The organism is Nocardia sp. MDA0666 (assembly GCF_003023875.1).
Lineage (GTDB): Bacteria > Actinomycetota > Actinomycetes > Mycobacteriales > Mycobacteriaceae > Nocardia > Nocardia aobensis.
On sequence record NZ_PYHT01000031.1, the window covers coordinates 1 to 22,280 of the forward strand.

The 22,280-nt window shown below is 67.6% G+C and carries 22 protein-coding genes; 14 read left to right on the forward strand and 8 right to left on the reverse strand.

Annotated features, from left to right (window positions below; genetic code table 11):
* Positions 1–774: uracil-DNA glycosylase (locus C8258_RS28985; protein ID WP_369974828.1), on the reverse strand; the 774-nt coding region annotated here is incomplete at its 3' end.
* A 379-nt stretch (positions 775–1,153) separates the two neighbouring features.
* On the opposite strand from C8258_RS28985, the gene C8258_RS28990 reads away from it, so the two are divergent.
* The 6 genes from C8258_RS28990 to C8258_RS29015 all read left to right on the forward strand — a co-directional run bounded on the left by C8258_RS28990 (position 1,154) and on the right by C8258_RS29015 (position 7,710).
* Positions 1,154–1,597, forward strand: a complete 444-nt coding sequence (locus C8258_RS28990; protein WP_039780728.1) for a GyrI-like domain-containing protein — start codon at positions 1,154–1,156, stop codon at positions 1,595–1,597.
* Positions 1,594–2,025: an effector binding domain-containing protein gene (locus tag C8258_RS28995; protein WP_063006705.1), complete on the forward strand. Its 432-nt coding sequence runs from the start codon at positions 1,594–1,596 to the stop codon at positions 2,023–2,025. The genes C8258_RS28990 and C8258_RS28995 overlap by 4 nt, the downstream gene beginning before the upstream one ends.
* Before the next feature lie 554 nt (positions 2,026–2,579).
* The gene (locus tag C8258_RS29000; RefSeq protein WP_106957905.1) at positions 2,580–4,394 is read left to right on the forward strand and encodes an EAL domain-containing protein; all 1,815 of its coding nucleotides are present in this window, start codon (positions 2,580–2,582) and stop codon (positions 4,392–4,394) included.
* A 10-nt stretch (positions 4,395–4,404) separates the two neighbouring features.
* Positions 4,405–5,451, forward strand: coding sequence for a GAF domain-containing protein (locus C8258_RS29005; RefSeq protein ID WP_106957868.1), 1,047 nt, complete (start codon positions 4,405–4,407; stop codon positions 5,449–5,451).
* 150 nt (positions 5,452–5,601) lie between these two features.
* The gene (locus C8258_RS29010; protein ID WP_106957869.1) at positions 5,602–6,729 is read left to right on the forward strand and encodes a glycosyltransferase; all 1,128 of its coding nucleotides are present in this window, start codon (positions 5,602–5,604) and stop codon (positions 6,727–6,729) included.
* Between the two features lie 84 nt (positions 6,730–6,813).
* On the forward strand, positions 6,814–7,710 hold the full coding sequence (locus C8258_RS29015) for an SDR family oxidoreductase (RefSeq protein WP_106957870.1): 897 nt from the start codon (positions 6,814–6,816) through the stop codon (positions 7,708–7,710).
* 12 nt (positions 7,711–7,722) lie between these two features.
* Here C8258_RS29015 and soxR read toward each other — a convergent pair whose 3' ends face one another.
* Positions 7,723–8,328, reverse strand: coding sequence for a redox-sensitive transcriptional activator SoxR (gene soxR, locus C8258_RS29020; protein WP_106957871.1), 606 nt, complete (start codon positions 8,326–8,328; stop codon positions 7,723–7,725).
* Between the two features lie 146 nt (positions 8,329–8,474).
* On the opposite strand from soxR, the gene arcA reads away from it, so the two are divergent.
* Both arcA and C8258_RS29030 read left to right on the forward strand, forming a co-directional pair.
* A complete protein-coding gene (gene arcA, locus C8258_RS29025) occupies positions 8,475–9,701 on the forward strand; it encodes an arginine deiminase (RefSeq protein WP_106957872.1) in 1,227 nt (408 codons plus the stop codon).
* A 6-nt stretch (positions 9,702–9,707) separates the two neighbouring features.
* On the forward strand, positions 9,708–10,073 hold the full coding sequence (locus C8258_RS29030) for a GntR family transcriptional regulator (protein ID WP_036505276.1): 366 nt from the start codon (positions 9,708–9,710) through the stop codon (positions 10,071–10,073).
* 12 nt (positions 10,074–10,085) lie between these two features.
* On the opposite strand, the gene C8258_RS29035 is transcribed toward C8258_RS29030, so the two are convergent.
* A complete protein-coding gene (locus tag C8258_RS29035; protein WP_106957873.1) occupies positions 10,086–11,672 on the reverse strand; it encodes a dolichyl-phosphate-mannose--protein mannosyltransferase in 1,587 nt (528 codons plus the stop codon).
* 160 nt (positions 11,673–11,832) lie between these two features.
* Here C8258_RS29035 and rsmI point away from each other — a divergent pair, with 160 nt between their 5' ends.
* A complete protein-coding gene (gene rsmI / locus C8258_RS29040) occupies positions 11,833–12,678 on the forward strand; it encodes a 16S rRNA (cytidine(1402)-2'-O)-methyltransferase (RefSeq protein WP_106957874.1) in 846 nt (281 codons plus the stop codon).
* 76 nt (positions 12,679–12,754) lie between these two features.
* On the opposite strand, the gene C8258_RS29045 is transcribed toward rsmI, so the two are convergent.
* Both C8258_RS29045 and metG read right to left on the reverse strand, forming a co-directional pair.
* Positions 12,755–13,402: a TetR/AcrR family transcriptional regulator gene (locus tag C8258_RS29045; RefSeq protein ID WP_106957875.1), complete on the reverse strand. Its 648-nt coding sequence runs from the start codon at positions 13,400–13,402 to the stop codon at positions 12,755–12,757.
* 22 nt (positions 13,403–13,424) lie between these two features.
* Entirely contained in the window at positions 13,425–14,987 is a 1,563-nt protein-coding gene (gene metG / locus C8258_RS29050) for a methionine--tRNA ligase (RefSeq protein WP_106957876.1), read from the reverse strand.
* A gap of 113 nt (positions 14,988–15,100) precedes the next feature.
* Here metG and C8258_RS29055 point away from each other — a divergent pair, with 113 nt between their 5' ends.
* Positions 15,101–15,937 carry a TatD family hydrolase gene (locus C8258_RS29055; RefSeq protein ID WP_036505201.1) on the forward strand — a complete coding sequence of 279 codons (837 nt, stop codon included), beginning with the start codon at positions 15,101–15,103 and terminating at the stop codon, positions 15,935–15,937.
* Between the two features lie 195 nt (positions 15,938–16,132).
* Positions 16,133–17,260, forward strand: coding sequence for a resuscitation-promoting factor (locus C8258_RS29060; RefSeq protein WP_106957906.1), 1,128 nt, complete (start codon positions 16,133–16,135; stop codon positions 17,258–17,260).
* 1 nt (position 17,261) lies between these two features.
* Here C8258_RS29060 and C8258_RS29065 read toward each other — a convergent pair whose 3' ends face one another.
* Positions 17,262–18,023 carry an SDR family NAD(P)-dependent oxidoreductase gene (locus C8258_RS29065; RefSeq protein WP_106957907.1) on the reverse strand — a complete coding sequence of 254 codons (762 nt, stop codon included), beginning with the start codon at positions 18,021–18,023 and terminating at the stop codon, positions 17,262–17,264.
* A gap of 194 nt (positions 18,024–18,217) precedes the next feature.
* Between C8258_RS29065 and C8258_RS29070 the strand changes: the two genes are divergently transcribed.
* Entirely contained in the window at positions 18,218–19,402 is a 1,185-nt protein-coding gene (locus tag C8258_RS29070) for an alpha/beta fold hydrolase (RefSeq protein WP_233225417.1), read from the forward strand.
* Positions 19,403–19,424: 22 nt separating this feature from the next.
* On the forward strand, positions 19,425–20,306 hold the full coding sequence (rsmA, locus tag C8258_RS29075) for a 16S rRNA (adenine(1518)-N(6)/adenine(1519)-N(6))-dimethyltransferase RsmA (RefSeq protein WP_106957877.1): 882 nt from the start codon (positions 19,425–19,427) through the stop codon (positions 20,304–20,306).
* A gap of 216 nt (positions 20,307–20,522) precedes the next feature.
* On the opposite strand, the gene C8258_RS29080 is transcribed toward rsmA, so the two are convergent.
* The gene (locus tag C8258_RS29080; RefSeq protein ID WP_106957878.1) at positions 20,523–21,209 is read right to left on the reverse strand and encodes a VOC family protein; all 687 of its coding nucleotides are present in this window, start codon (positions 21,207–21,209) and stop codon (positions 20,523–20,525) included.
* A 125-nt stretch (positions 21,210–21,334) separates the two neighbouring features.
* Between C8258_RS29080 and C8258_RS33535 the strand changes: the two genes are divergently transcribed.
* Entirely contained in the window at positions 21,335–21,463 is a 129-nt protein-coding gene (locus tag C8258_RS33535) for a hypothetical protein (RefSeq protein WP_255420475.1), read from the forward strand.
* Positions 21,464–21,867: 404 nt separating this feature from the next.
* Here the strand turns inward: C8258_RS33535 and C8258_RS29085 are convergent, their stop codons facing one another.
* On the reverse strand, positions 21,868–22,269 hold the full coding sequence (locus C8258_RS29085; RefSeq protein WP_106957879.1) for a hypothetical protein: 402 nt from the start codon (positions 22,267–22,269) through the stop codon (positions 21,868–21,870).
* Between the last annotated feature and the right edge of the window lie 11 nt (positions 22,270–22,280).

Here is a 22,280-nt window from a genome sequence, read left to right on the forward strand (position 1 = left end):
AGGGGTGAGGTGGAGGCCGGCGGCGGTGGCGGCTTCGGCGAGGACGGTGTCGAGCATGGCGGGGGTGAGGCGGCCGGTGAAGGTGTTCTGCTGGCTGACGTGGTAGCTGCCGAACAGTTCGAGGCGGTGGCGGCCGGGGCGGGCGGGTTCGATCGAGTAGTGGACGCCGTGGCCGAATTTGGGGCGGGGGCGGGGGACCTGCCAGCCGGCCGCGGTGAGGGCGGGCATGAGTGCCTGCCAGCCCCAGGCGCCGAGGACGACGACGGAACGGACTGTGGGGGAAAGCAATTCGAGTTCGTTGATCAGCCAGTGCCGGCAGCGGTCGCGTTCGTCGATGGTGGGTTTGTTGTCCGGGGGCGCGCAGTGCACGGGGGAGGTGACGCGGGTGCCGATCAGCCGGAGGCCGTCGTCGCGGCGGGTGGCGGTGGGCTGGGTGGCGGCGCCGATGGTGTAGAGGGAGGCGAAGAGTACGTCGCCGCTGCGGTCGCCGGTGAACATCCGGCCGGTGCGGTTTCCGCCGTGGGCGGCCGGGGCGAGGCCGACCAGTAGCATGGCGGCGTCGGCGGGCCCGAAACCGGTCACCGGGCGGCCCCAGTAGGTTTCGTCGCGGAAGGCGGCGCGCTTCTCGCGGGCGACCTGTTCGCGCCAGGCGACCAGTCGCGGGCAGGCGCGGCAGTCGGTGAGCGCGGTGTCCATGGCGTCGAGGTCGGGGTAGTCGGCCGACGCGGTTGCGGCGGTGTTGGGCGTTTCGCCGTGGGCGGTGCGACGCACCATCGGTCCTCCGTTCGGTCGGGGCCCCTGCGAGTCTGCCCTTTCTGCGGTTGTGTCACACCTACCGCTGTCGATAGCTGTCTGTTTGCGAGACTCGGCACGCCGTCCGGTACATGCTGATTCGTGCCTTGTGGGCGATTCGTTCGATCCGGCGCGAGGTGTTCGCGGCGGCGAGGAGAGTCGCCGATTTTCGGGATGGGGGCGGCTGTCGGTCGAAAAGCCGACAGGTCGCTGGAACCGGACCGGTCGGATGATCAGCTGTCCCGGCAGCAGACGTGCAGGTCCGTAGCTTTCGATGTTGATAGCATGGCGTTTCCGGCCGGACGGTCCGCCGCAGCACCGGTTGCGCGGCCCGACGCGATCACATCGAGAGAGTTCTTGCATGCAGTTCGAAATCGTCGAGCGGGACGAGACGTGGGTCGCCGGGCTACCGGTGCGCAGTCCGAAACGTGCGCTCGGAGAACTGCGCGACCGGGATCTCGAGGCGGCCTGGGCCGCGGTGCTGCATCAGGAATTGGGCGGCCCGCTGGCCTCCTCGTACACCGATTACGCCCCCGATCTGGGTACCTTCAACACGCAGATCGTCGGCTACGAATGCACCTCGTTCGACCGGGTGACCCGCGGGCATATCGTGTCCCGTCTGCCCGCCGGCGCCTATGCGCGTTTCTCCGCGGTCGGCAATTTTCCGCAGATCATGACCGACCTGTGGACTCAGATCGCCTATGCCGAGGAACACAACCAGATCAAACGCACCTTCACCGGGGATTTCGAATGCTATCCGCACGCGTACAAGATCGATTTGTACCTGGCGGTAGACCCCCGATGACGTATTCGATCGTGGTCCGCGACGCGGCCATCTACGGCGGCCTGGTGGTGCCGCGGGTCCGGCCGAGTTTCAAGGTCAGCAACAGTGAGCTGATCGAATTCCTGCGTGACCGGCTGCGTGATCGCGAGATCGGCGGCCCGCTGTACACCGTTTACGTGCCGGATCCGGCCGGAAATTACAACGTGCTGGTCAGCTACGAATATCACGCACCCAAAGAGGTCCCGGTCGGTGATGTGATGATTCGTGTCCCGAAGGGCGTATATGCCCGATTCGAACCCAACGGTGATTATCACGATCCGGTCGAGGATGTCTGGGCTCAGGTCGACGACGCCACCGCGTCGGCCGAGATCACCCGCGCGTACCGCGAGGAGATCGAGGTGTGGCGTGGTCCCGACCGGTTGGAGTTGTTCATCTCGATTCTGGTGTGATATTCGATTGCCAATGGGTAACCAAATGTGAACCGGGCGGTCTTTTTGTTCTGTGTGGTGCAGGACACCGACTGGATGACCTCGATCGATACCGCGCGCCACGCTCGGGTTTCGGAAGATTTGCCGGACGTCTGGTCAATTTCGGAGGGATGACGGATACTTCCCTAGGTGGCCATACCCGACACCGGCGGTATCGCGTGCCGAGCGGAGGTGGCCGAAAGATCGCGCCGCGCCGCGCAGCAACAGAGTAGGAACCGTATGACTGGGCTGGATGTCGCACCGGAGGCGCTGCGTCGATATGGCTGCTGACCACCCTGTGCGACCCCGCCGTACGGCCCTCGTGCCGGCCCTCGGCGAATTCTCCGCCGCACCTCTCCGCGAACTCGCCGCGATTTCATCGCAATACGTCGATACACTAACGTCGGTTCAGGGCGGATTCATCGATGCTCGGGGCGTGGACGTCCTTCCCTTGACATGCCGTGGATAGCGCGATCGGAGACAAGGTGCCTCGGCGAACGCTCGACTCGTTGGTGACCCAGGTCGCCGCGGAGTTGATGGGTGTCGACGCCACGACGATGGTGGCGGCGACCGAACGAGTGCTGGCCAAACTGGTCGACTACTTCGACGTCGATTTCAGTTTCGTCCGCCATACCGACCGGGAACGGCGGGCGACGGTGCTGGTCGCCGAATGGCCGCCGCGCCAGGGCGTGCCCGACCCCGACCCACTGCGTGTGGTGTATTTCGAACAGGCCGATTCGGTGTTCCGCGCCGTCGAGCACGCCACCGAACCGATGATCGCCCGCCCCACCCCGGAATTCTCCGATTATCAGGAGACGATTCGCCGTTCCGGACTGACCGACGTGACGACAGCGACGGTTCCGCTGATGTCGCGCGGTGAGCCGACCGGATTACTCGGATTCATGAAACAGGGCGACCGGCAGTGGAGCACCCGGGAAATCAACGTCCTGAAGGCGATCGCGGCGCTGCTGGCGCAATTGCAGGCCCGGGTGGTGGCCGAGGAACGGCTGCGCTACATCGCCCTGCACGACGACCTCACCGGATTGGCCAACCGTCGCGCCCTGCTCGAACATATGGAGGAGCGATTGCGTCCGGGCAGTTCGGGGCCGGTCGCCGCCTTCTTCCTCGATCTCGACCGGCTCAAGGCGCTCAACGATTTCCTTGGGCATACCGCCGGTGACAATTTCATCCGCACCCTGTCGTCGCGACTGAAGGAACATCTCGATCCGAACGACATGATCGCGCGGCTGGGTGGCGACGAATTCGTCATCGTTCCGGCCAAACCCGTGGATCCGGTCGCGGCGGAACTCGAGGCCACCAGGATTCAGCAGTTGATCACCCGCCGGGTGTCGGTCGGCGGGGAAACGGTGAGTCGCGGCGCGAGTGTCGGTGTGGCGCTGGGTATGCCGGGAGAGACCACCGTCGCCGATCTGCTGCGCCGGGCCGACCATGCGCTGTTGTCGGCGAAATCCGGTGGCGGCAACGGCGTCGCGGTGTTCACCGATGCCATGCGCGCGCAGTTCGAACTGCAGGACGACGTCGAGCTGAATCTGCGCGGCGCGGTCTCCGACGGTTCGCTGCTGCTGCACTATCAGCCCGAGGTGGATCTGCGGACCGGGCGCATCGTGGCGCTGGAGGCGTTGGTGCGCTGGCAGCATCCCACCCGCGGACTGCTGCCGCCCGGTGCGTTCGTCGGGGTGGCTGAGGCGACGAATCTGGCCGGCGAACTCGGTCGCTGGGTATTGCGCACGGCCCTGGCGCAATTCGCGAAATGGCGGCGCGCCGGGCTGGCCTCGAACGTGGTGATCCGGATCAATGTCTCGCCGGTGCAGTTGGTGAGCCTGGACTTCGTGGAATGTGTCGAGGATGTGCTGCGCCGGCACGGAATCGACGGCAGTTCGGTGTGTCTGGAGATCACCGAACACGTCGTGGTCTCGGATCTGACCCGCACGCAGGTGACCTTGCGCGGACTCAAGCGCATGGGTGTGCAGATCGCGATCGACGATTTCGGCACCGGCTACAGTTCGCTGTCGCATCTCAAGGCCCTGCCGGTGGACGCGGTGAAGATCGACCGCGGTTTCGTGCAGCGGCTCGGCGCCAGCACCGACGATCTGGCGATCGTGAAATCGATTGTGGGGCTTGCCGGTTCGTTCGGTCTCGGGGTGGTCGGCGAAGGGGTGGAGACGGCGGTGGCCGCACGCACCCTGGTCGGGCTGGGCTGCTACCGGGCGCAGGGCTTCCTCATCGCGCGGCCGATGCCCGCCGACGAGGCCGAACCGCATCTGGTGGAGGGGCGGATCCCGCTCGACCTGGAACTCCCGCGGGTTTCCCGTGGGGCGCATCGGATCTGATTTTCCGGGTATGGCCGTCGCCGAATCCGTGGGTTCGCCATGGCTCCTGGTGGAAACGCTCGGGCCCGCGAGTGCGCCGACGATCGTCGCCGACGGGCCTCGCATCCGGGAATGGACGAGTCTTTCGCGCGCCGGACGTTCCCTCGGGGCGGGTGCCTCCGCGCTGGCAGCCGCCGCCGTCGAGTCAGCAGCAGCGGCCGTTCCGTCCGGCTCGGTGGAGTCGGCGGACGGCCGGATCGTCCTCTCCGAGGGCGGCTGGACCGCGATCGCGGTGCCGGTCTTCTGCTCGTTCGGGACAGTGCACGGGGTGCAGGTATGGGTGGGTGGCGCGGGACAGCAGCCGCCGCCCCGGCGCGCGGTCGCGGCATGGGACTGGGATTCCGGTACCGAACTCGCCCACCACGGCCCCGGCCTGGAGGAACTCGCCTTCGCCCGCGCCCCCGAATACGTGAGGGTGGTGCGCACGCCGCCGGAGGTGTTCGGGCGGATGGTGCGCTTCGACGAGCGGATGGGCTACACCGCGGTGGTGGCGGGCACCGACCCGGCCGGTCGCTGGCAGGGGGAACTGGCGATTCGCGGTGACGACGAGATCGTGCGCAACTTCCAGCTGGTCATCCGGGTGCATCGCGAGGATCCGCATCTGGCCGTCTCGACCCGGACCGCGCATGTCACCCGCGCGCTGTTGCACGAGATCACCGACGTCAGCCCGCCACGTCCGGATACCGATCTGGCGATCACCCGGGCGGTGTCGCGGTCGCCGGATGCCGGTGTGGGGTTCGTCGAATTGGCGATGGGGCTGGTGTACGAGTGGGCCAGTCCGCCGCCACCGCCGCTGGAACGCTGGAGCACCGAACGGCCGATCGTGCATCCCGATGATCAGCGGGATTACCGGGCGGCGTTCGCGGCCGTCTTCGCTGATGAGATCGATTCGCCGGCAAGGGAATTCGTATTTCGCATCCGATTCGCACACTCGGACTGGACCGTGGTGCGGGCGCAATTGTCGAGGCTCGGTTCGGAGCGCGCGCACGGCATGATCCGGGTCGTAGCGGCCGGCTGAGCTGCGCGCGCCCGCATACCGAACGTCGCGGTACCGAACTCCACCCGCGCCGGGAGCCGGGAAGACCGAGGACGCGGCATTGGTTCAGGCTTTCGCGAGCATTCATCCCGTGTTCGTCCCGCCGGTTCGCGGGACGGGGACGATCAGCGCGTGCGCATCGCTCAGCTGGCGAACTTCTACGGGCCGCGTTCGGGCGGACTTCGCACGGCGCTGCATCACCTCGGCGCCGGATATGTGGCGGCCGGGCACGAAGTGGTGCTGATCGTGCCGGGCGCGCGCCGAGGCGAGGAAGTGCTACCGAACGGGGTGATGCGGATGACCGTGCCGGCAGTGGGGATTCCGTGGACGGGCGGATATCGCGCGGCCGATCCGCGCCGCGTCGCCGATCTGCTGGCGGGGCTGGCGCCGGATGCGCTCGAGGTGTCGGACCGGCTGACGCTGCGCGGTTTCGGACGGTGGGCCCGCCGCCGGGACATCGCGTCGGTGATGATCTCGCACGAGCGTCTCGACCGGTTGCTCGGCCAGGTGCTGCCCACCTCGGTCGCCCGCCGAGCCGCCGATGTGGCCAACCGTCGCACGGCCGCCGATTACGACATGGTCGTCTGCACGACCGCGTTCGCCCGTGCGGAATTCGACCGGATCGACGCCCCGAATGTCGCGCTCGTCCCGTTGGGGGTGGATCTGGAGCTGTTCGCGCCGCATCGTCACGATCGGGCCCTGCGGGCGCGGCTCGGCGGTTCGCATCTGGTGGTGCACTGCGGGCGGCTGTCGGTGGAGAAGCGAGTCGATCGCAGTATCGAGGCGGTGGATCATCTGCGCCGGGGCGGGGTGAACGTGCGCCTGGTGGTCGCGGGGGACGGCCCGCGCCGCGACGCGCTGGTCCGGCAGGCGCGCAGTGTGGCGGCGTTGCCCGACGGGCGTCCCGGCGTCCATTTCACCGGATTCATCGACGACCGAACACATTTGGCGACCCTGCTGGCCAGTGCCGACATCTCCCTCGCGCCCGGTCCGCACGAAACCTTCGGACTGGCGGCGCTCGAGGCGCTGGCCGCCGGCACCCCGGTGGTGGCGAGTCGTTCCTCGGCGCTGGCCGACATCGTGACCGCCGAATGCGGTGCCGTGGCCGCCGATCACCCGTCCGCCTTCGCCGAGGCCGTCACCGATGTGCTGGCCCGCCCGGCGGCGCAGCGACGGCGTGCGGCGCGCTCGCGGGCCGAACAATTCCCGTGGCCGGTCGCGGTCGCCGGGATGCTGTCGGTATTGCGCGGATCGTCGTAGCCGAGACGTGCCCGTGCGGCCCGGTACGGATGCGGTGTGTCGGGGAACACGTATGCTCCAGGGCGACGGAGATAGTCAGTCCGGATGCCGGCCCAGCACCGACATCACACCGCAGAGCATTCGAGGAACGGCGTGCGTGATCGCTTGAAGTCCGTGAGCGGCAAGAAGACTCTGGTCACCGGCGCGGCCAACGGAATCGGTCGGGCGACCGCGATTGCCGCCGCCGCGCAGGGGGCCGAACTCGTCCTGACCGATATCGACGCCGCCGGGCTCGCGGAGACCGTCGAGGAGATCGGGCGCACCGGCGGCAAGGTGCTGGAATCGCGGGCGCTCGACATCAGCGATTACGAGGCGGTCGCCGCCTTCGCGCGGGATGTGCACGCTCGCCACGACAGCCTGGACGTGGTGATGAACGTGGCCGGCATCTCGGCCTGGGGCACCGTCGAGAATCTCGAGCACCGGCACTGGCGCTCGATGGTCGATGTGAACCTGATGGGCCCGATCCACGTCATCGAGAGCTTCGTGCCGGAGATGGTGCGGGCCGGGCGCGGCGGCGCGCTGGTCAACGTGTCCTCGGCGGCGGGGCTGCTGGCCTTTCCCTGGCATGCGGCCTACAGCGCGAGCAAATACGGGTTGCGCGGCGTATCGGAGGTGCTGCGCTTCGACCTGGCCCGGCACGGGATCACGGTGCATCTGGTGGTGCCGGGCGCGGTGAACACCCACCTGGTGCAGACCGTCGAGATCGCCGGTGTGGACCGCGACGATCCGCGAATCCAACGGTATGTGAAGCGTTTCCAGTCGCACGCCGCCTCGCCCGACCAGGCCGCGCGAGCCATCTTCCGGGGCATCGAGAAGAATCGCTTTCTCGTCTACACCTCGTTCGACGTGCGGTTCGGGTATTGGTGGGCGCGAAAGTTCGCCTGGCCCTACGAGTTCACGATGCGCCGCGCCAACGACCAGTTCAATCGCTTCCTGCGCTGAGCTCGGCGAAATTCACCCGCACATCTTCTCGGCGCACGCCGTCACATCGGCATCCGTGAGGTTTTCGCGGCCCGCCGCGGTGGAGTTTTCGCGGCCCGCCGCGGTGACGTTTTCGCGGCCCGCCGCAGTCGGTTCCTCGCATCCCTCGGCCCGCGTGCAGTCGATGCTCACATCGAGCGTGCGCGCGCCGGGGCCCTCGTCGCCGAGCCGGTCGTGATAGTTGACGATGCGGCAGCTGCCCAGTGACAGACAGCCACAGCCGATGCAGTCGGTGAGGCTGTTGCGCAATCGGGTGAGCTGTTCGATCCGCTGATCGAGATCGGTGCGCCACGTTACCGACAATCGTTCCCAATCCTTCCGATTGGGAGTACGCCCCTCCGGTAAGGTGTCGAGAGCCTTGCGAATTTCGCTGAGCGGAATTCCGACGCGCTGCGAGATCCGGATGAATGCCACCCGGCGCAGCGTTTCCCGGGAGTAGCGGCGCTGGTTTCCGCTGGTGCGGCGGCTGGCGATCAGGCCCTCGCGTTCGTAGAAATGCAGTGCCGACACCGCGACGCCGCTGCGTTCCGACAGTTGGCCGGGGGTGAGCTCCTTGGCTTGCCACGTCGTATGCTGCATACCTCAACGATACTTCAGGTTCTGAGTGGCCGGGCGAGAACCGGGAACTTCGCCGCCGCGCAGCGGCGACAGCGTCCGGCGCCGGATACGGCGTGGTCGGCGAACAATTTCGTGCCAACCCGGCGGGAGCCCATTACGGTCGGGATATGGGAACAGAGGCTGTGCCCCCGGCGCGACCGTTTTCCGTGACGACCGAGGTCGGGACGCTGCGCGCGGTACTGCTGCATCGCCCGGGCGATGAGCTGCGCCGACTCACGCCGCGCAACAACGATCAACTGTTGTTCGACGCCATTCCCTGGGTGGAGCGGGCCCAGCAGGAGCACGAGATCTTCGCCGATGTGCTGCGCGGTCGCGGTGTCGAGGTGCTGTTGCTCGCCGATCTGCTGACCGAGACGCTGGCGGTCAGCGGCGCCGGACGCAGTATGGGCATCACCGCGGCCGTCGACGCCCGCCGCATCGGCTACGCCCTGGCCGAGGAACTGAAGACCTATCTGCGCGCGGTGCCCGCGCCGGATCTGGCGCGAATCCTCATGGCCGGCATGACCTTCGACGAATTGCCGTTCGAACCGGACGCCGCCTCACTGGTGCGGCGGATGCACCACGGCACCGATTTCGTCATCGAACCGCTGCCGAATCTGCTGTTCACCCGCGACTCCTCGTTCTGGGTGGGGCCCAAGGTGGCTATCACCTCCCTCGCGCTGCCGGCCCGCGCCCGCGAAACCTCGCTCACCGACCTGGTATACGCGTTCCATCCGCGATTCCTCGGCGTGCGCCGGGCCTACGAATCGCACACCGCGCCGATGGAAGGCGGTGACGTGCTACTGCTTTCGCCCGGCGTGGTCGCGATCGGGGTAGGGGAGCGCACCTCCCCGGCGGGTGCGGAAGCGCTGGCGCGCAGTCTCTTCGACGATGCGCTGGCCCACACCGTGCTGGTGGTGCCGATCGCGCAGAACCGGGCCACCATGCATCTGGACACCGTGTGCACCATGGTCGACCGCGATGCGGTGGTGATGTACCCGGGTGTGCAGAATTCGTTGCGCGCGTTCACCATCCGGTCCGACGGCGATTCGGTGCGGATGAGCGGTCCGGATCCGTTCCTGCCCGCCGCGGCCGAGGCGATGGGTATCGACAAACTCCGGGTCATCGACACCGGGCTGGACGGGGTGACCGCCGAACGGGAACAGTGGGACGACGGCAACAACACCCTCGCACTGGCGCCCGGGGTCGTGGTGGCCTATGAACGCAACGAGAATACGAATACACGGCTGGCCGATGCGGGCATCGAGGTGCTGACCATTCCGGGATCCGAACTGGGTTCCGGGCGTGGCGGGCCTCGCTGCCTGTCCTGCCCGCTGTCGCGTGACGAGGTGTGAAAACCGATGCTGGATATCCCGGTCGACCATCAATCGACGGTCCCGCCGTACGAACAACTGCGGCTGGGCATCGTCGCCCGGGTGCAATCCGGCGAACTCACCGCCGGAACCAAGATTCCGACGGTGCGCGCGCTGGCCGTTCGGCTCGGCTTGGCGCCGAACACCGTCGCGCGCGCCTACCGCGAACTCGAACAGGACGGTGTGCTCGAGACCCGGGGGCGGCTCGGGTCGTTCATCGCCTCCTCCGGTGATCCGACTCGCGACGCGGCCGGGCGCGCGGCCACGGAATACGTTGCGGCGGTACGCCGATTGGGGCTCGACGACGAGGCGGCGCTGCGCTACGTGCGGGCGGCGCTGGGCGAGACCCCCTAGCCGCATCGAACCTCAGCGCCAGCTGGGTAGCCAGAGGTGGTCGTGCCAATTGGACGGCGTGATCGGCAGGGCGGTGAGAATGGGCCACAGCCAGATGAAGTTGGCGATCACCAGACCCAGATACAGGCACACCAGAAGTAGTCCGAGACTTCGGCGTTCGCCGGCCAGCGCGAACCACCGCCCCGACCGGGCCCGCACCAGCGGCGCGGGGCCGAGGATATCGCCGAGCGTCAGGGCCAGGCCCATCGCGAGGAACGGCGCCATCGGGACCGCGTAGAAGTAGTACATCTGCCGGTCCAGATCCGCGAACCACGGCAGCAGCCCGGCGCCGTAGCCGACCAGCATCGCCGCGTACCGCCAGTCGCGGCGGGTGGCGGTGCGCCACACCGCCCAGGCGAGCATCGGCAGCGACAGCCACCACATCGCCGGCGTGCCGATCAGCATCACGGCCTTCACACAGACCGCCTGCCCACATCCGGTGACACCGTTGTCGGCGTAGTAGTACAGCATCGGGCGCAGGCCCATCGGCCACGACCACGGCTTGGATTCCCACGGGTGATGGTTACCGGCCGAATTGGTCAGGCTCTGATGAAATTTCAGCGATTCGGCCTGGTTGTGCCACAGCGAACGCAACGCGTCCGGAATCCACGACCAGGTGCCGCCGGCGCCGACGGCATTGCCCACCGAATAGCGGTCGTAACCGTCCTCGCTGGCGAACCAGCCCCAATAGGTGGCCAGGTAGACCAGCAGCGGAATCGCCACCAGCGCATACAGAGCCGGACCGATATCGCGGACCGCCGTGCCGGCCCAGGGGCGCGGCACCCCGTAGGCCTTGCGCGCGGCCACATCGAAACACACCGTCATCAGCCCGAAGAACAGGATGAAATACAGGCCCGACCATTTCGTTCCGCACGACAGCCCCAGCAGCAGACCCGCCCCGAACCGCCACCACCGCACCCCCAGTCGCGGGCCGAACACGCTGAGCGCTATCCGGCCTTCGGCGTCGGCCCGGGCGAGGCGGGCCCGCACCTCGTCGCGATCGACGATCAGGCAACCGAAGGCGCCGACGACGAAGACCGCCTGGAAGATGTCGAGCATGCCGATGCGCGAGGAGACGAAGGTCAGGCCGTCGGCGATCAACAGCACACCCGCGATCGCGCCGATCAGGGTGGAACGGGTCATCCGGCGGGTGATGCGGATGACCAGCAGGATCAGCAGCGATCCGAAGATCGCCGCGGTGAATCGCCAGCCCCAGCTGGTGTATCCGAACAGCGCCTCACCCAGCGCGATCATCTGCTTACCGACCGGCGGATGGACCACCAGCCCGTAGGCCGGATTGTCCTCGACCCCGCCGCCGGTGAGCACCTGCCAGGCCTGCGGTGCGTAGTGCTTCTCGTCGAAGACCGGGGTGCCGGCGTCGGTCGGGTAGTTCAGCATGGTGAACCGGGTGACCGCGGCGACCACCGTCAGGAATAGCGTGACCAGCCAGCCCCGGGCCCGGTCGGTCGGCCCGAAATCGGGTGCGGGGCGCAGCGGCGCCGGACTGGACAAGGCCGGGCCCGCGCCGATCGCCGGTCGCGTATCGGTCAGCTGGGTCACGCTCCGATCGTATGCGGTGTGCGGCGGTGGGCTGCGCGGCGGTGAGCCGACCTGCGGACTCGGGCGCGGTCCGCCCCCAGGGGTAGCGTTTGCCCGGACCGGGCGCGGGTGCGCGGTGGTGGCCGGTCGGATGGGTCGGCCGGCGGTGGAAAGGACGGCGATGGGCGAGCACGGCGGGCGGTTGGTGCTGGCGGCGACGCCGATGGGCGATATCGGTGATGCGTCGCAGCGGTTGCGCGACGCCCTCGCGAGCGCGGACGTCGTGGCCGCCGAGGACACGCGCCGGACCCGGGCGCTGGCCAAGGCGCTCGAGGTGGAGATCACCGGGCGGGTGGTGAGCTTCTACGATCATGTGGAGGCCGCGCGAATTCCGTTGCTACTGGACGAGATCGAATCCGGAAAGACTGTGCTGCTGGTCACCGATGCCGGGATGCCCTCGGTCAGCGACCCCGGTTACCGGATGGTCGCGGCATGTATCGAGCGGGACCTGCCGGTGACCTGTCTGCCCGGTCCCTCGGCCGTCACCACCGCCCTGGCCCTGTCCGGACTGCCGATGGAACGGTTCTGCTTCGACGGCTTCGCCCCGCGCAAGTCCGGGCAGCGCAAGCAGTGGTTCGCGACCCTGGTCACCGAGCCGCGCGCCGTGGTGTTCTTCGAGGCCCCGCACCGGCTCGCCGACTGTCTGGCCGATGCGGCGGAGGTCCTCGGCCCCGGACGCCGGGCCGCGGTGTGCCGGGAGCTGACCAAGACCTACGAGGAGGTCGTGCGCGGCGGACTCGGTGAGCTGGCGGCATGGGCCGTCGAGGGCGCGCGCGGAGAGATCACGGTGGTGGTCGAAGGGGCGCAACCGGTTTCGGCCGACCCCGTCGATCTGGTGGACGAGGTGGAGGAGCTGGTCGCCGACGGAATTCGTCTCAAGGACGCGTGCGCACAGGTCGCCGCGCGTGCGGGCGGGGTGTCGCGCCGCGAACTCTACGATGCGGTCCTGGCCGCCCGCGCGGAATAGTCCCGGGTCGCCCGGTCGCCGCGGTTGGGTGGCACCGTCGCCGCCGTGCCCGGCGCGGAAACAGAAGCCTCGCTCGCTACGCGTGCACCGGTGCCGGCGCCAACCCCAGCGCGGCGTTGGCGAATTCGATGAAGGTGGGGGCTAATTCGGGTACGCGCTGTGCGCCGTCGCGCACCAGGACACGGCGGGTGCGCTCGCCGATTGCATCGGGCACCAGCGCGATCAGCTCGTCCGACAGTTCCGGTATCGCAGGGTCGGCGGCGCGGGCCTTGTCGTGATATTTCCGGTACATGGTCGCGAACCGGTCCAGCGCCATGTCCCGGAAGTCGGTGCTCGCTTCGCCGACCAACAGAGATTCCACCAGGATCAGCCGCGCGAAGTCCGGTTCGGACGCGATCACCGCGCAGAACGTGGTGATCACGGTGGCGATGCGGCAGCGCGGATCGGCATCCCGGGGCAGTTGTGCCAGTTCGTCGACGATCCGGGCGCGGATCATCTCCATACCCGTGTGGACAGCCTCGACGAAGCAATGCTCTTTGTTGCCGAAGTGTTCGTAGAAGGTGCTTCGCGATACGTGGGCACGGGCGACGATATCGGTGAGTGTCGTCGCGGAAAAGCCACGGGCGCCGACACATTCGACCATCGCGCCGATGAGCCGGCCCCGGGGGGTGCCGAGCGCGTGGGCGCGAACGCTGCGGTGGCGCTCGGCGAAATCCACATCCATAACCGGCTCCGGTCGCCTGCTTCTACTTCGGTTCGATGTACTTCGGGAACACCGGTTCCGGCGCGGGTAGGGCCAATCCGGCCTCGATCGGCGTCGCGAGATCGGCGAAGGTGCGCGCGGTCTGACCGAGCTGATCGAGAATCCGCCCGGCCGAACCCGGGATCACCGGCTGCACCAGGATCGACACGATCCGCAGCACCTCGAGGGTCACGTACAGCACGGTCGCCTCGCGGGCCACATCCTCGGGCGTGCCCGACTTGGCCAGCGCCCACGGCTGCTGCGCGGAGAAGTACTTGTTCGTCTCGCCGAGAGTCAGCCAGATCGCCTCGAGCGCCAGATGCAGCTGCTGCCCGTCGAATTCGGTGCGGCAGCGCTCCAGCAGGCCGTTCGCGCGATCGAGCAGTTCCCGATCGGCCTCGGTGAATTCGCCGGGAGTCGGTACGGCGGAATCGAAATCGCGCGCCACCATCTTCAGGCTGCGCTGCACCAGATTGCCGTATTCGTTGGCCAGGTCGGTGTTGATCCGCCCGACGATGGCGTCGTGACTGTAGGAACCGTCCTGGCCGTAGGAGATCTCACGCAACAGGAAGAACCGCACCGCGTCGAGACCGTACTGGTCGACCAGCGCCAGCGGATCCACCACGTTGCCGACCGACTTCGACATCTTCTCGCCCTTGTTGAACAAGAAGCCGTGCACGAAAACGCGTTTCGGCAATTCGATACCCGCCGACATCAGGAATGCCGGCCAGTAGACGGTGTGGAAGCGGGTGATGTCCTTGCCGATGATGTGCACATTCGCCGGCCAGAACCGCTGGAAGGCCGCCGAATCGGTATTCGGGAATCCGACACCGGTCAGATAGTTGGTGAGCGCGTCCACCCACACGTACATCACATGCGCCGGATCACCGGGCACCGGCACACCCCAGTCGAAGGTGGTGCGCGAAATCGACAGATCCTTCAGACCGGCCTTCACATAGCTGACGATTTCGTTGCGCCGGGTCGCGGGCAGGATGAAATCCGGTGTGTTCTCGTACAGTTCGAGCAGCCGGTCCTGATATTTCGACAACCGGAAGAAGTAGTTCGACTCCTCGGTCCATTCCACCGGGGTCCGGGTTTCGGTCGCCAGGCGCGTCCCGTCCTCGGCGACGGTGGTCTCCTCCTCGGTGTAGAAGGCCTCGTCGCGCACCGAGTACCAGCCCGAATAGGTGTCGAGGTAGATATCGCCGTTGGCCTGCATGCGCTCCCAGATCGCGATGCTGGCGGCGAGGTGATCCTCGTCGGTGGTGCGGATGAACCGGTCGTAGGAAATGTCGAGCGCCTTGTCCATGCGTTCGAACACATCCGAATTGCGCGCGGCGTATTCCTCCACGGAGACGCCGGCGGCACGCGCGGCCTGCTGCACCTTCTGGCCGTGCTCGTCGGTGCCGGTCATGAAGAACACGTCGTAGCCGTCGAGCCGCTTGAACCGCGCCAGCGTATCGGTGGAGATGTACTCGTAGGCATGGCCGATATGCGGCGCGCCGTTGGGATAGGCGATCGCCGTGGTGATGTAGAAGGCCGGTGAGGTGCGTTCGGGTGCGCTCATGGTGTGTCCACTCTAATCCGCCGCCGATAATCCCTCGCGTCGATATCCCGTCGTCCACTCGGCGCTCCCGCCGGGTTCACCTGCCGTCGGTGCGGTATGTCTAATCTGGTCCGATGCCCGGTAAACGACCCGCACCCGAGCCGCCCGAACCGCTGTCGCCGTTGATCGACGCGCACACCCACCTCGACGCCTGCGGCGCCGAGGACGCGGAATCGGTTGCCGCCATGGTGGATCGGGCCGCCGCCGTAGGTGTCGGCCGGGTGGTGACCATCGCCGACGACCTCGATGCCGCCCGCTTCGCCGTCGACGCCGCGCACTGGGATCCGCGCGTGTACGCGGCGGTCGCACTCCATCCGACCCGGGCGAACGCCCTGGACGATGCCGCCCGCGCCGAACTGGAGAAGCTGGCCGCCGACCCCCGGGTGGTCGCCGTCGGCGAGACCGGGCTCGACTACTACTGGCCCGGCAAACTCGACGGCTGCGCCGATATCGAGGATCAGGTCGAGGGCTTCCGCTGGCATATCGACCTCGCGAAACGACTCGGTAAGCCGTTGATGATCCACAACCGAGAGGCCGATCACGACGTGCTGGCGGTCCTGCTGGACGAGGGCGCGCCGGAGACGGTGATCTTCCACTGCTTCTCCTCCGACGCCAATATGGCGCTGGCCTGCGTGGCCGAGGGGTATCTGCTCAGCTTCTCCGGGACGGTGAGTTTCCGGAACGCGCACGAACTGCGCGAGGCCGCGAAGCTGGTGCCGGACGAGCTGATCCTGGTGGAGACCGATGCGCCGTTCCTGACCCCGCACCCGTTCCGGGGCGCGCCGAACGAGCCGTACTGCCTGCCCTACACCGTGCGGGCCCTGGCCGAGCTGCGCGAACAGGATCCGGCGGCGCTGGCCGAGATCACCACCGCCAATGCCGAGCGGGTCTACCGGTTGCCGAGGCGCTGAGCCCCGCGCGTGCGGTGCGTCACATAAAACGCGACCGGAATGCGAGGTGTGCTCCAGTTCACTTACGATTGCGCGGTCGTGATATTTCCGGATCGTCGATATCGAATCGTGATGTGGAAATCCCCTGTTCCACGGCATGCAGTTGCCAGGGACTGACCCCCTCGTTATCGTATTGTGACCATGCCGGAGTTTCGGATATCCGCTCTCCAGCGGATCAACGCGTCGCGCTCGCCGCTGCTGTATGCGGCGATCGCCGCGATGCTGATCACCCTGATCATCGGGGCGAGTCTGGCGATCGTCAGCCGCAAGACCGTCACCCTGGTCGTCGACGGTCAGCGCACGACCGTCACCACCATGGCCGCCAGTGTGAAGGGCGTGCTCAAGGCCGGTGGCTACAAGCTGGCCGGTAAGGATTCGGTGTCCCCGTCCGGGGATGCCGACGTCACCAACGGCGCCACCATCACGCTCAACCGTGCCCGGCAGATCGCGTTGACCTTCGACGGCAAGACCAAACAGGTGTGGACCACCGCCTACACCGTCGCCGACGCGCTGACTCAACTGCAGCTGCCCGGCGACGTCTTCGTCTCGCCCTCGCGTCCCACCCCGCTGCCGCTGCAGGGCGCCGCGCTGGCCGTCACCAGCCCGCGCACCGTGCAGCTGTCCGACAACGGCGAACCGATGAGCTACGTGCGGCTTGCCGCACCGACGGTCGGGGAGCTACTGCAGGTGCAGGGCGTGCCACTGACCGGCGAGGACACCGTGCAGCCCGCGGCCGTCACCCCGCTGCACGACGGTATGAAGATCACCGTCACCCGCAAGCGCACCGAGAAGGTCACCGAACGCGAACCGCTCGATCCGACCGAGAATGTCATCGAGGACACCGACCTCAACATGAGCCGGACCGTCGTCGAGAATCCCGGCAAGGCCGGGGTGCAGGACGTCACCTACGCGGTCTCGATCGTCAACGGCAGGGAAGAGTCGCGCGAGGCCGTCGGGCACACCGTCGTCGTGCCCGCTCAGCCCAAGACGGTCCGCAAGGGCGCCAAGCCCGGCACCGAGGTGCCGCCCGTGCGCGACGGTGCGGTCTGGGACGCGCTGGCCAAATGCGAATCGGGCGGCAACTGGGCCATCAACACCGGCAACGGGTACTTCGGCGGCATTCAGTTCGACCAGAGCACCTGGTCCAGGCAGGGCGGTCTGAAGTACGCCGAGCGGCCGGATCTCGCCACCCGGGAAGAGCAGATCGCGATCGCCGAGGTGACGCGGGCCCGGCAGGGCTGGGGTGCCTGGCCCGCGTGCACGAGTCGCTTGGGAATCAGCTAGTTCACATGAGCGCCCCGCCGTCGACGCGGATCTCCGAGCCGGTGATGTAGCGGCCGTCCTCGGAGGCGACCATGGCGACCACGCCCGCGACGTCGGCGGGTTCGCCCAGGGCGCCGCCGTTGAGCCAGCCGGTCAGCCGGGAGAAGAGGTTCCAGTCGGCGTCCTCGGGGGTTTGCAGGTTGTTGGTGATACCGCTGGTGATGCCGCCCGGGACGATGTTCACCGCGCGCAGGCCCTTCTGTGAATACTCCAGCGCGACCGCATGGGTCATCGCGTTCACGCCGCCCTTGGATGCGGCGTAGGCGGCCATGTACGGGTTCGCGCCGAGTGCGGCGGTGGAGGAGAAGTTCACGATCACCGGATGATCGGACTGCAGCAGGGCCGGGATGGCCGCCTGCATCATCAGGAAGGTGCCGGTGAGATTGATGCCGATCACCTGATTCCAGCTCTCGAACGCCATCTCGTGGGTATGCGCGGTGCGCATGATCCCGGCCGCGTTGACCAGCACGTCCAATCCGCCGAGATGATCGACCGCCGCGGCGACGGCGGGGCGCACCGATTCCGGATCGGCCACGTCGACGGTGACGGTATGCAGTCGATCGCGGTCCGAACCCACCTCCGCCACAGTCTCTTTCAGCCCGGGCTCGGAGATGTCGGCGCCGACCACGTGCGCTCCCTCGGCGAGCATGCGCACCACGATGCCCCGCCCGATGCCGGAGCCCGCCCCGGTCACCACCACCCGTCGTCCCTCGTGCCTGCGCATCATTGCGGCCGTCCTCTCCTGCTGCGTCGCGCGCGGTGAGACCGGATGTGCCACCGCTTGTTCCGCGAGTACACCGAAACTAGAACGTGTATCAATTGACGTCAACGCTCCGCGACGCCCCGGCCTGGGGATCTCCGGACCGTGCGGTGTGTGCACCGTAAAATCAGCAGATCCCGACGATGTGAGGTGGCCCCATGCGGTTGTCGAAATGTTCCGCTCGGATCCGTCGGCCGCTGACGGCCGCGGCCATGTTCACCGCACTGGCGGCCGCCTCGGTCGTCGCGGTGCCGCAAGCCGCGGCCGAGCCGGCCGCAACGACGATGTCGGTCACCGCGCAGCCGGACGGCTGGCACGGTATGACCGGAGGGGCGTTGCTCGACTATCGGACGACGACTTCGCAGGGGGCGTCTGTTCCGGCCAGCGGTGCGGTGTTCCTGCCGCCGGGTGAGCCGCCGGCGGGTGGCTGGCCGGTGGTCGCCTACGACCACGGCACGAGCGGACTCGGCGTGGGCTGCAGCGGCATCTCGAATCCGGGTACCGCGCCCTATCCGTCCGGTCGCGCCAAGGAAGACCGCATCCTGCAGTACTTCCAGTCCAAGGGTTTCGCGGTGGTCGCGCCCGACTATCTCGGGCTGGGCGCGTTCGACACCGGGCCGCATCCGTATCTGGAGCGGCAATCCGAGGCGACCGCCACCATCGACCTGCTGCGGGCGGCGCGGGCGACCTATCCGCAGTTGTCGCGCACGTGGATCGCCGTCGGTGCGTCGCAGGGTGGTCAGGCCGCGCTGGGCACGGGCCATCTCCAGCAGAGCTATGCGCCCGAGCTCGACTTCCGCGGGACCATCGCGGTCGACCCGGAATCGGATCTGGAACATGTGCTGCCCATCGCCGGGCCGTGGGTGCGGAATATCCCGCAGCTCGGCGACGGCAGTACCGCCTTCATCGCGGGGGTGCTCGTCGGGATGCGGGAGACCCGGCCGGATGTCGATGTCGACAGCTATCTGAGCCCGCGTGGGCGCCAACTGCTCGACAGCATCGGCACCCTGTGCCTGGACGGGATGATCGAACAGGTCAACGGCGCCTCCCTCGGCGATCTGCTGTCGCGACCGCTGGGTGATCCGCGGTTCACGGCCGCCCTCACCGACTATCTGGCCGTGCCCACGAGCGGCTACGACGCGCCGATTCTGTTGCTGCTCAACGCCACCGACCGCACCGTGCCGTCGCCGCTGCACGCCGCACTGGCCGCCCAGCTGGCCGCGAACGGCGTGGATGCGCGGTCGGTGGTCGGCACCGGGCAGCATTGCGACCTGAATCCGCAGATGTGGGCGGCGATGGACGCGTTCGTCGCGCGAGTGCAGTCCACGCCGTACGTGCCCTGACCGCACTGATACCTTGTCGGGCGTGTCCGAACCTGTGAGCGAAGCCCGTGGCCTGGCCGAACTGCTCGGCCCCGCCGAAGTGCGGGTGCTGGCGGAACGGTTCGGCGTGCGCCCTACCAAGCAGCTCGGACAGAACTTCGTGCACGACGCGAACACCGTACGGCGAATCGTCGCGACCGCCGGCGTCGGACGCGACGACGTGGTGCTCGAGGTCGGCCCCGGGCTCGGGTCGCTGACACTGGCACTGCTCGACGTTGTGGACCGGGTGATCGCGGTGGAACTGGATCCGGTTCTCGCACAGCACCTTCCGGAAACCGTGTCCGACCGCGCCCCCGAGCTCGCCGGCCGGCTGACCGTGGTTCCCGGCGATGCGCTGCGCGTGTCGGCCACCGATATCCCCGGTGAACCGACGGCACTGGTGGCGAACCTGCCCTACAACGTAGCGGTACCCGTGTTACTGCACCTGCTCGCCGAATTGCCCAGCATCCGAACGGCTTTGGTGATGGTGCAGGCCGAGGTGGCCGACCGCCTCTCCGCCGAACCCGGTTCCCGCATCTACGGCGTCCCCAGCGTGAAGGCCGGCTTCTTCGGCACCGTCCGCCGCGCGGGAGCCGTCGGCCGCCAGGTGTTCTGGCCCGTCCCCCAGGTGGAGTCGGGACTGGTCCGCATCGAACGATTCACCGAACCACCCTGGTCACTGGACACCGCCCACCGCGAGCGGGTCTTCGCCGTGGTGGACGCCGCATTCGCCCAGCGCCGCAAGACATTACGCGCCGCCCTCGCGGGCTGGGCCGGATCCCCCGCCGAAGCGGAACGCCGCTTGCTCGCCGCGGGAATCGCCCCCACCGCCCGCGGCGAAACACTCGACACCGCAGCGTTCGTCCGCCTCGCCGAGCAGGGCTGACCCTGACGCGCGTTGGACCGCGGTGCACCCTCAACTTTTCGTGCAAACCTCCACGGAATTGCCGGAAAACCGCATAAATCGGCGAAGTTTGCACGATGAGTTCAGGCCGCCGACCGTCTCGTCATGAAAGGAATCGAGGCATTCGCGGTGCCCATGGACCAGCACGTCGCATCCGGTGGTAGGTGGCCCGCATCGTTCGTTCGGTGCGCGAGGGAGTTATCGGCTGTCACTACTATCGGTCTGGACGACGGCTTCGTCTGTCAGGGTGAGATTTCCGCTGTGGGTTGCGGATTCGATGCGGATCGAGAGCGGTCCGGTGGCGGGAATGTCCTGATCGGTGGGGAACCAGATTCGGCCGGAATTCGCCAGGACGAGTAATCCGTCGTGGCTGCCGACCGGGGCGAATCCGGGCAGTTGCGGTGGGAAGGGTGGGAGTTCGAACGCTTCGGCGAGGTGACGGACGGTCTGGCGGACATCGGGCACGCCGATGCCGACCTCGCTGATCGACAACAGGCGCGGGGTTTCGTCGGCGCTGCCCGGGGCGGCTCGGTCGGCCTGGCGGGCGATCAATTCCAGCAGGATCCCCTCGGGCCCTCGGAAATACAGGGATCGGGAGTCCCATCCTTCCGGGCCGTCGATGATGTCCGACCCGGCGACGGTGATCAACTCGGTCCGCTGCCGTAACCATCGGCGGGCCGAGTCGAAGTCGAGCGGGGAGATGCCGAAGGCGAGGTGATGCACTCCGTCGAAAGTGGTGCCCGCCCGCACTGTCAGTCTGCTGGAGCCGATGTCGACGACGATGGCCTCGGGTTGCGTGGTGACCGGAAGGCCGAGAAGGTCGCGGTAGAACTCGGTCGAGGCGGCGAGATTCGTTGTGGTGAGCTCGACTTCGAGGATCTTCATCGCGGTTCCCTTCGGTGGACGACTGTCGTTTCGACGCTAGAACCTCAACTACGATTCAGATCAAGTGGTCGTCGGGGTGCGGCGGCCGGTGATTCATAGCGAGTCCTACGGTTGTCGGCGCCCCGGTGGGAGCCGTCGCGGGTGGTGTCGTCGGTGCGGTCGCGGGTACTTTCGCCGGGTACTACGCCGGGGTCGCGGTGGGAACCGTTGTGGCGGAACAGGCGCCGCAGATCGTCCCGGACATTCTGCCCTGATTCGGAACCCGGCCACGAGCTACTGGATCGCGGGCCCGCGAGCACCTCGCGGATCGTCTGGCCCTGCCGGCAGTAGCGGTCCGGATGCAGCAGCGGCCCACCCACGCGCGGTGGTGCCGCCACCTCCTGGATCGCGCCGGGCGCGCGGCGAAACGTACTGGGCGCCTCGGCGTGCTCGGCTGAACTATTCGTGCAAACCTGCGTGAAAATGCGCGAAATCCGCAAAATCGGGGGCGGTTTGCACGCTCAGTACACGGTCAGCCGCGAAGAGTGCCCGACTTGCGCACGCGCACCGGCGAACTCGTCGTTGTGCGTGCCCGTGGTGCAGCCATTCCACGGGCCGGTGACTCGCCGCCCTCCGTGAGGTGAGCGCGCCTTACTCGGCCTATGCGGTACGACGCTGGTCACATGCGACTCGGATCGTGGGGGCGGGAGTCCGCGGCGGGGACGCGGGTCTGCGAGTCCTGTGACGGGGGTTGCGGCGCATCGGTGGGGTTGTCGCTCGGCGGGGTGAACGGGATCGGCAGCGGAACCGGGGGAGTGGCGGGCCGGTGGCGCATGATCACCACCGAGTAGGCGCACAGGGTCGTCATCACGACGAATCCACCGCTGACCAGGATGTTCTTCCCTGTCGAATTACCGCTGACGAACGGCGTGCCGATGGCGAGGAGGAGCGACCCCACCGCGCACATTCCCAGGCTCGCTCGGAAGGCCTGCTGTCTGAGGTCGTCGAGGGCGCGTGCGAGAAACATCGCGGCGATGCTGACGAACCAGATCACCAAACCGATCCCGAACAGGATGCTCATGTGGTCCCTGC

Excerpts from the sequence above, each read along its gene's own strand:
- C8258_RS28995 (WP_063006705.1), top strand. The coding sequence starts at position 1,594 with ATGACGTATTCGATCGTGGTCCGCGACGCGGCCATCTACGGCGGCCTG.
- C8258_RS28990 (WP_039780728.1), top strand. The coding sequence starts at position 1,154 with ATGCAGTTCGAAATCGTCGAGCGGGACGAGACGTGGGTCGCCGGGCTA.
- C8258_RS29045 (WP_106957875.1), bottom strand. The coding sequence starts at position 13,402 with ATGGATGTGGATTTCGCCGAGCGCCACCGCAGCGTTCGCGCCCACGCG.
- C8258_RS29015 (WP_106957870.1), top strand. The coding sequence starts at position 6,814 with ATGCCGGCCCAGCACCGACATCACACCGCAGAGCATTCGAGGAACGGC.
- C8258_RS29065 (WP_106957907.1), bottom strand. The coding sequence starts at position 18,023 with ATGCGCAGGCACGAGGGACGACGGGTGGTGGTGACCGGGGCGGGCTCC.
- C8258_RS29080 (WP_106957878.1), bottom strand. The coding sequence starts at position 21,209 with ATGAAGATCCTCGAAGTCGAGCTCACCACAACGAATCTCGCCGCCTCG.
- C8258_RS29030 (WP_036505276.1), top strand. The coding sequence starts at position 9,708 with ATGCTGGATATCCCGGTCGACCATCAATCGACGGTCCCGCCGTACGAA.
- C8258_RS29005 (WP_106957868.1), top strand. The coding sequence starts at position 4,405 with ATGGCCGTCGCCGAATCCGTGGGTTCGCCATGGCTCCTGGTGGAAACG.
- C8258_RS29000 (WP_106957905.1), top strand. The coding sequence starts at position 2,580 with ATGGGTGTCGACGCCACGACGATGGTGGCGGCGACCGAACGAGTGCTG.
- C8258_RS29055 (WP_036505201.1), top strand. The coding sequence starts at position 15,101 with ATGCCCGGTAAACGACCCGCACCCGAGCCGCCCGAACCGCTGTCGCCG.
- soxR (WP_106957871.1), bottom strand. The coding sequence starts at position 8,328 with ATGCAGCATACGACGTGGCAAGCCAAGGAGCTCACCCCCGGCCAACTG.
- rsmI (WP_106957874.1), top strand. The coding sequence starts at position 11,833 with ATGGGCGAGCACGGCGGGCGGTTGGTGCTGGCGGCGACGCCGATGGGC.
- metG (WP_106957876.1), bottom strand. The coding sequence starts at position 14,987 with ATGAGCGCACCCGAACGCACCTCACCGGCCTTCTACATCACCACGGCG.
- C8258_RS29085 (WP_106957879.1), bottom strand. The coding sequence starts at position 22,269 with ATGAGCATCCTGTTCGGGATCGGTTTGGTGATCTGGTTCGTCAGCATC.
- arcA (WP_106957872.1), top strand. The coding sequence starts at position 8,475 with ATGGGAACAGAGGCTGTGCCCCCGGCGCGACCGTTTTCCGTGACGACC.
- C8258_RS29070 (WP_233225417.1), top strand. The coding sequence starts at position 18,218 with ATGCGGTTGTCGAAATGTTCCGCTCGGATCCGTCGGCCGCTGACGGCC.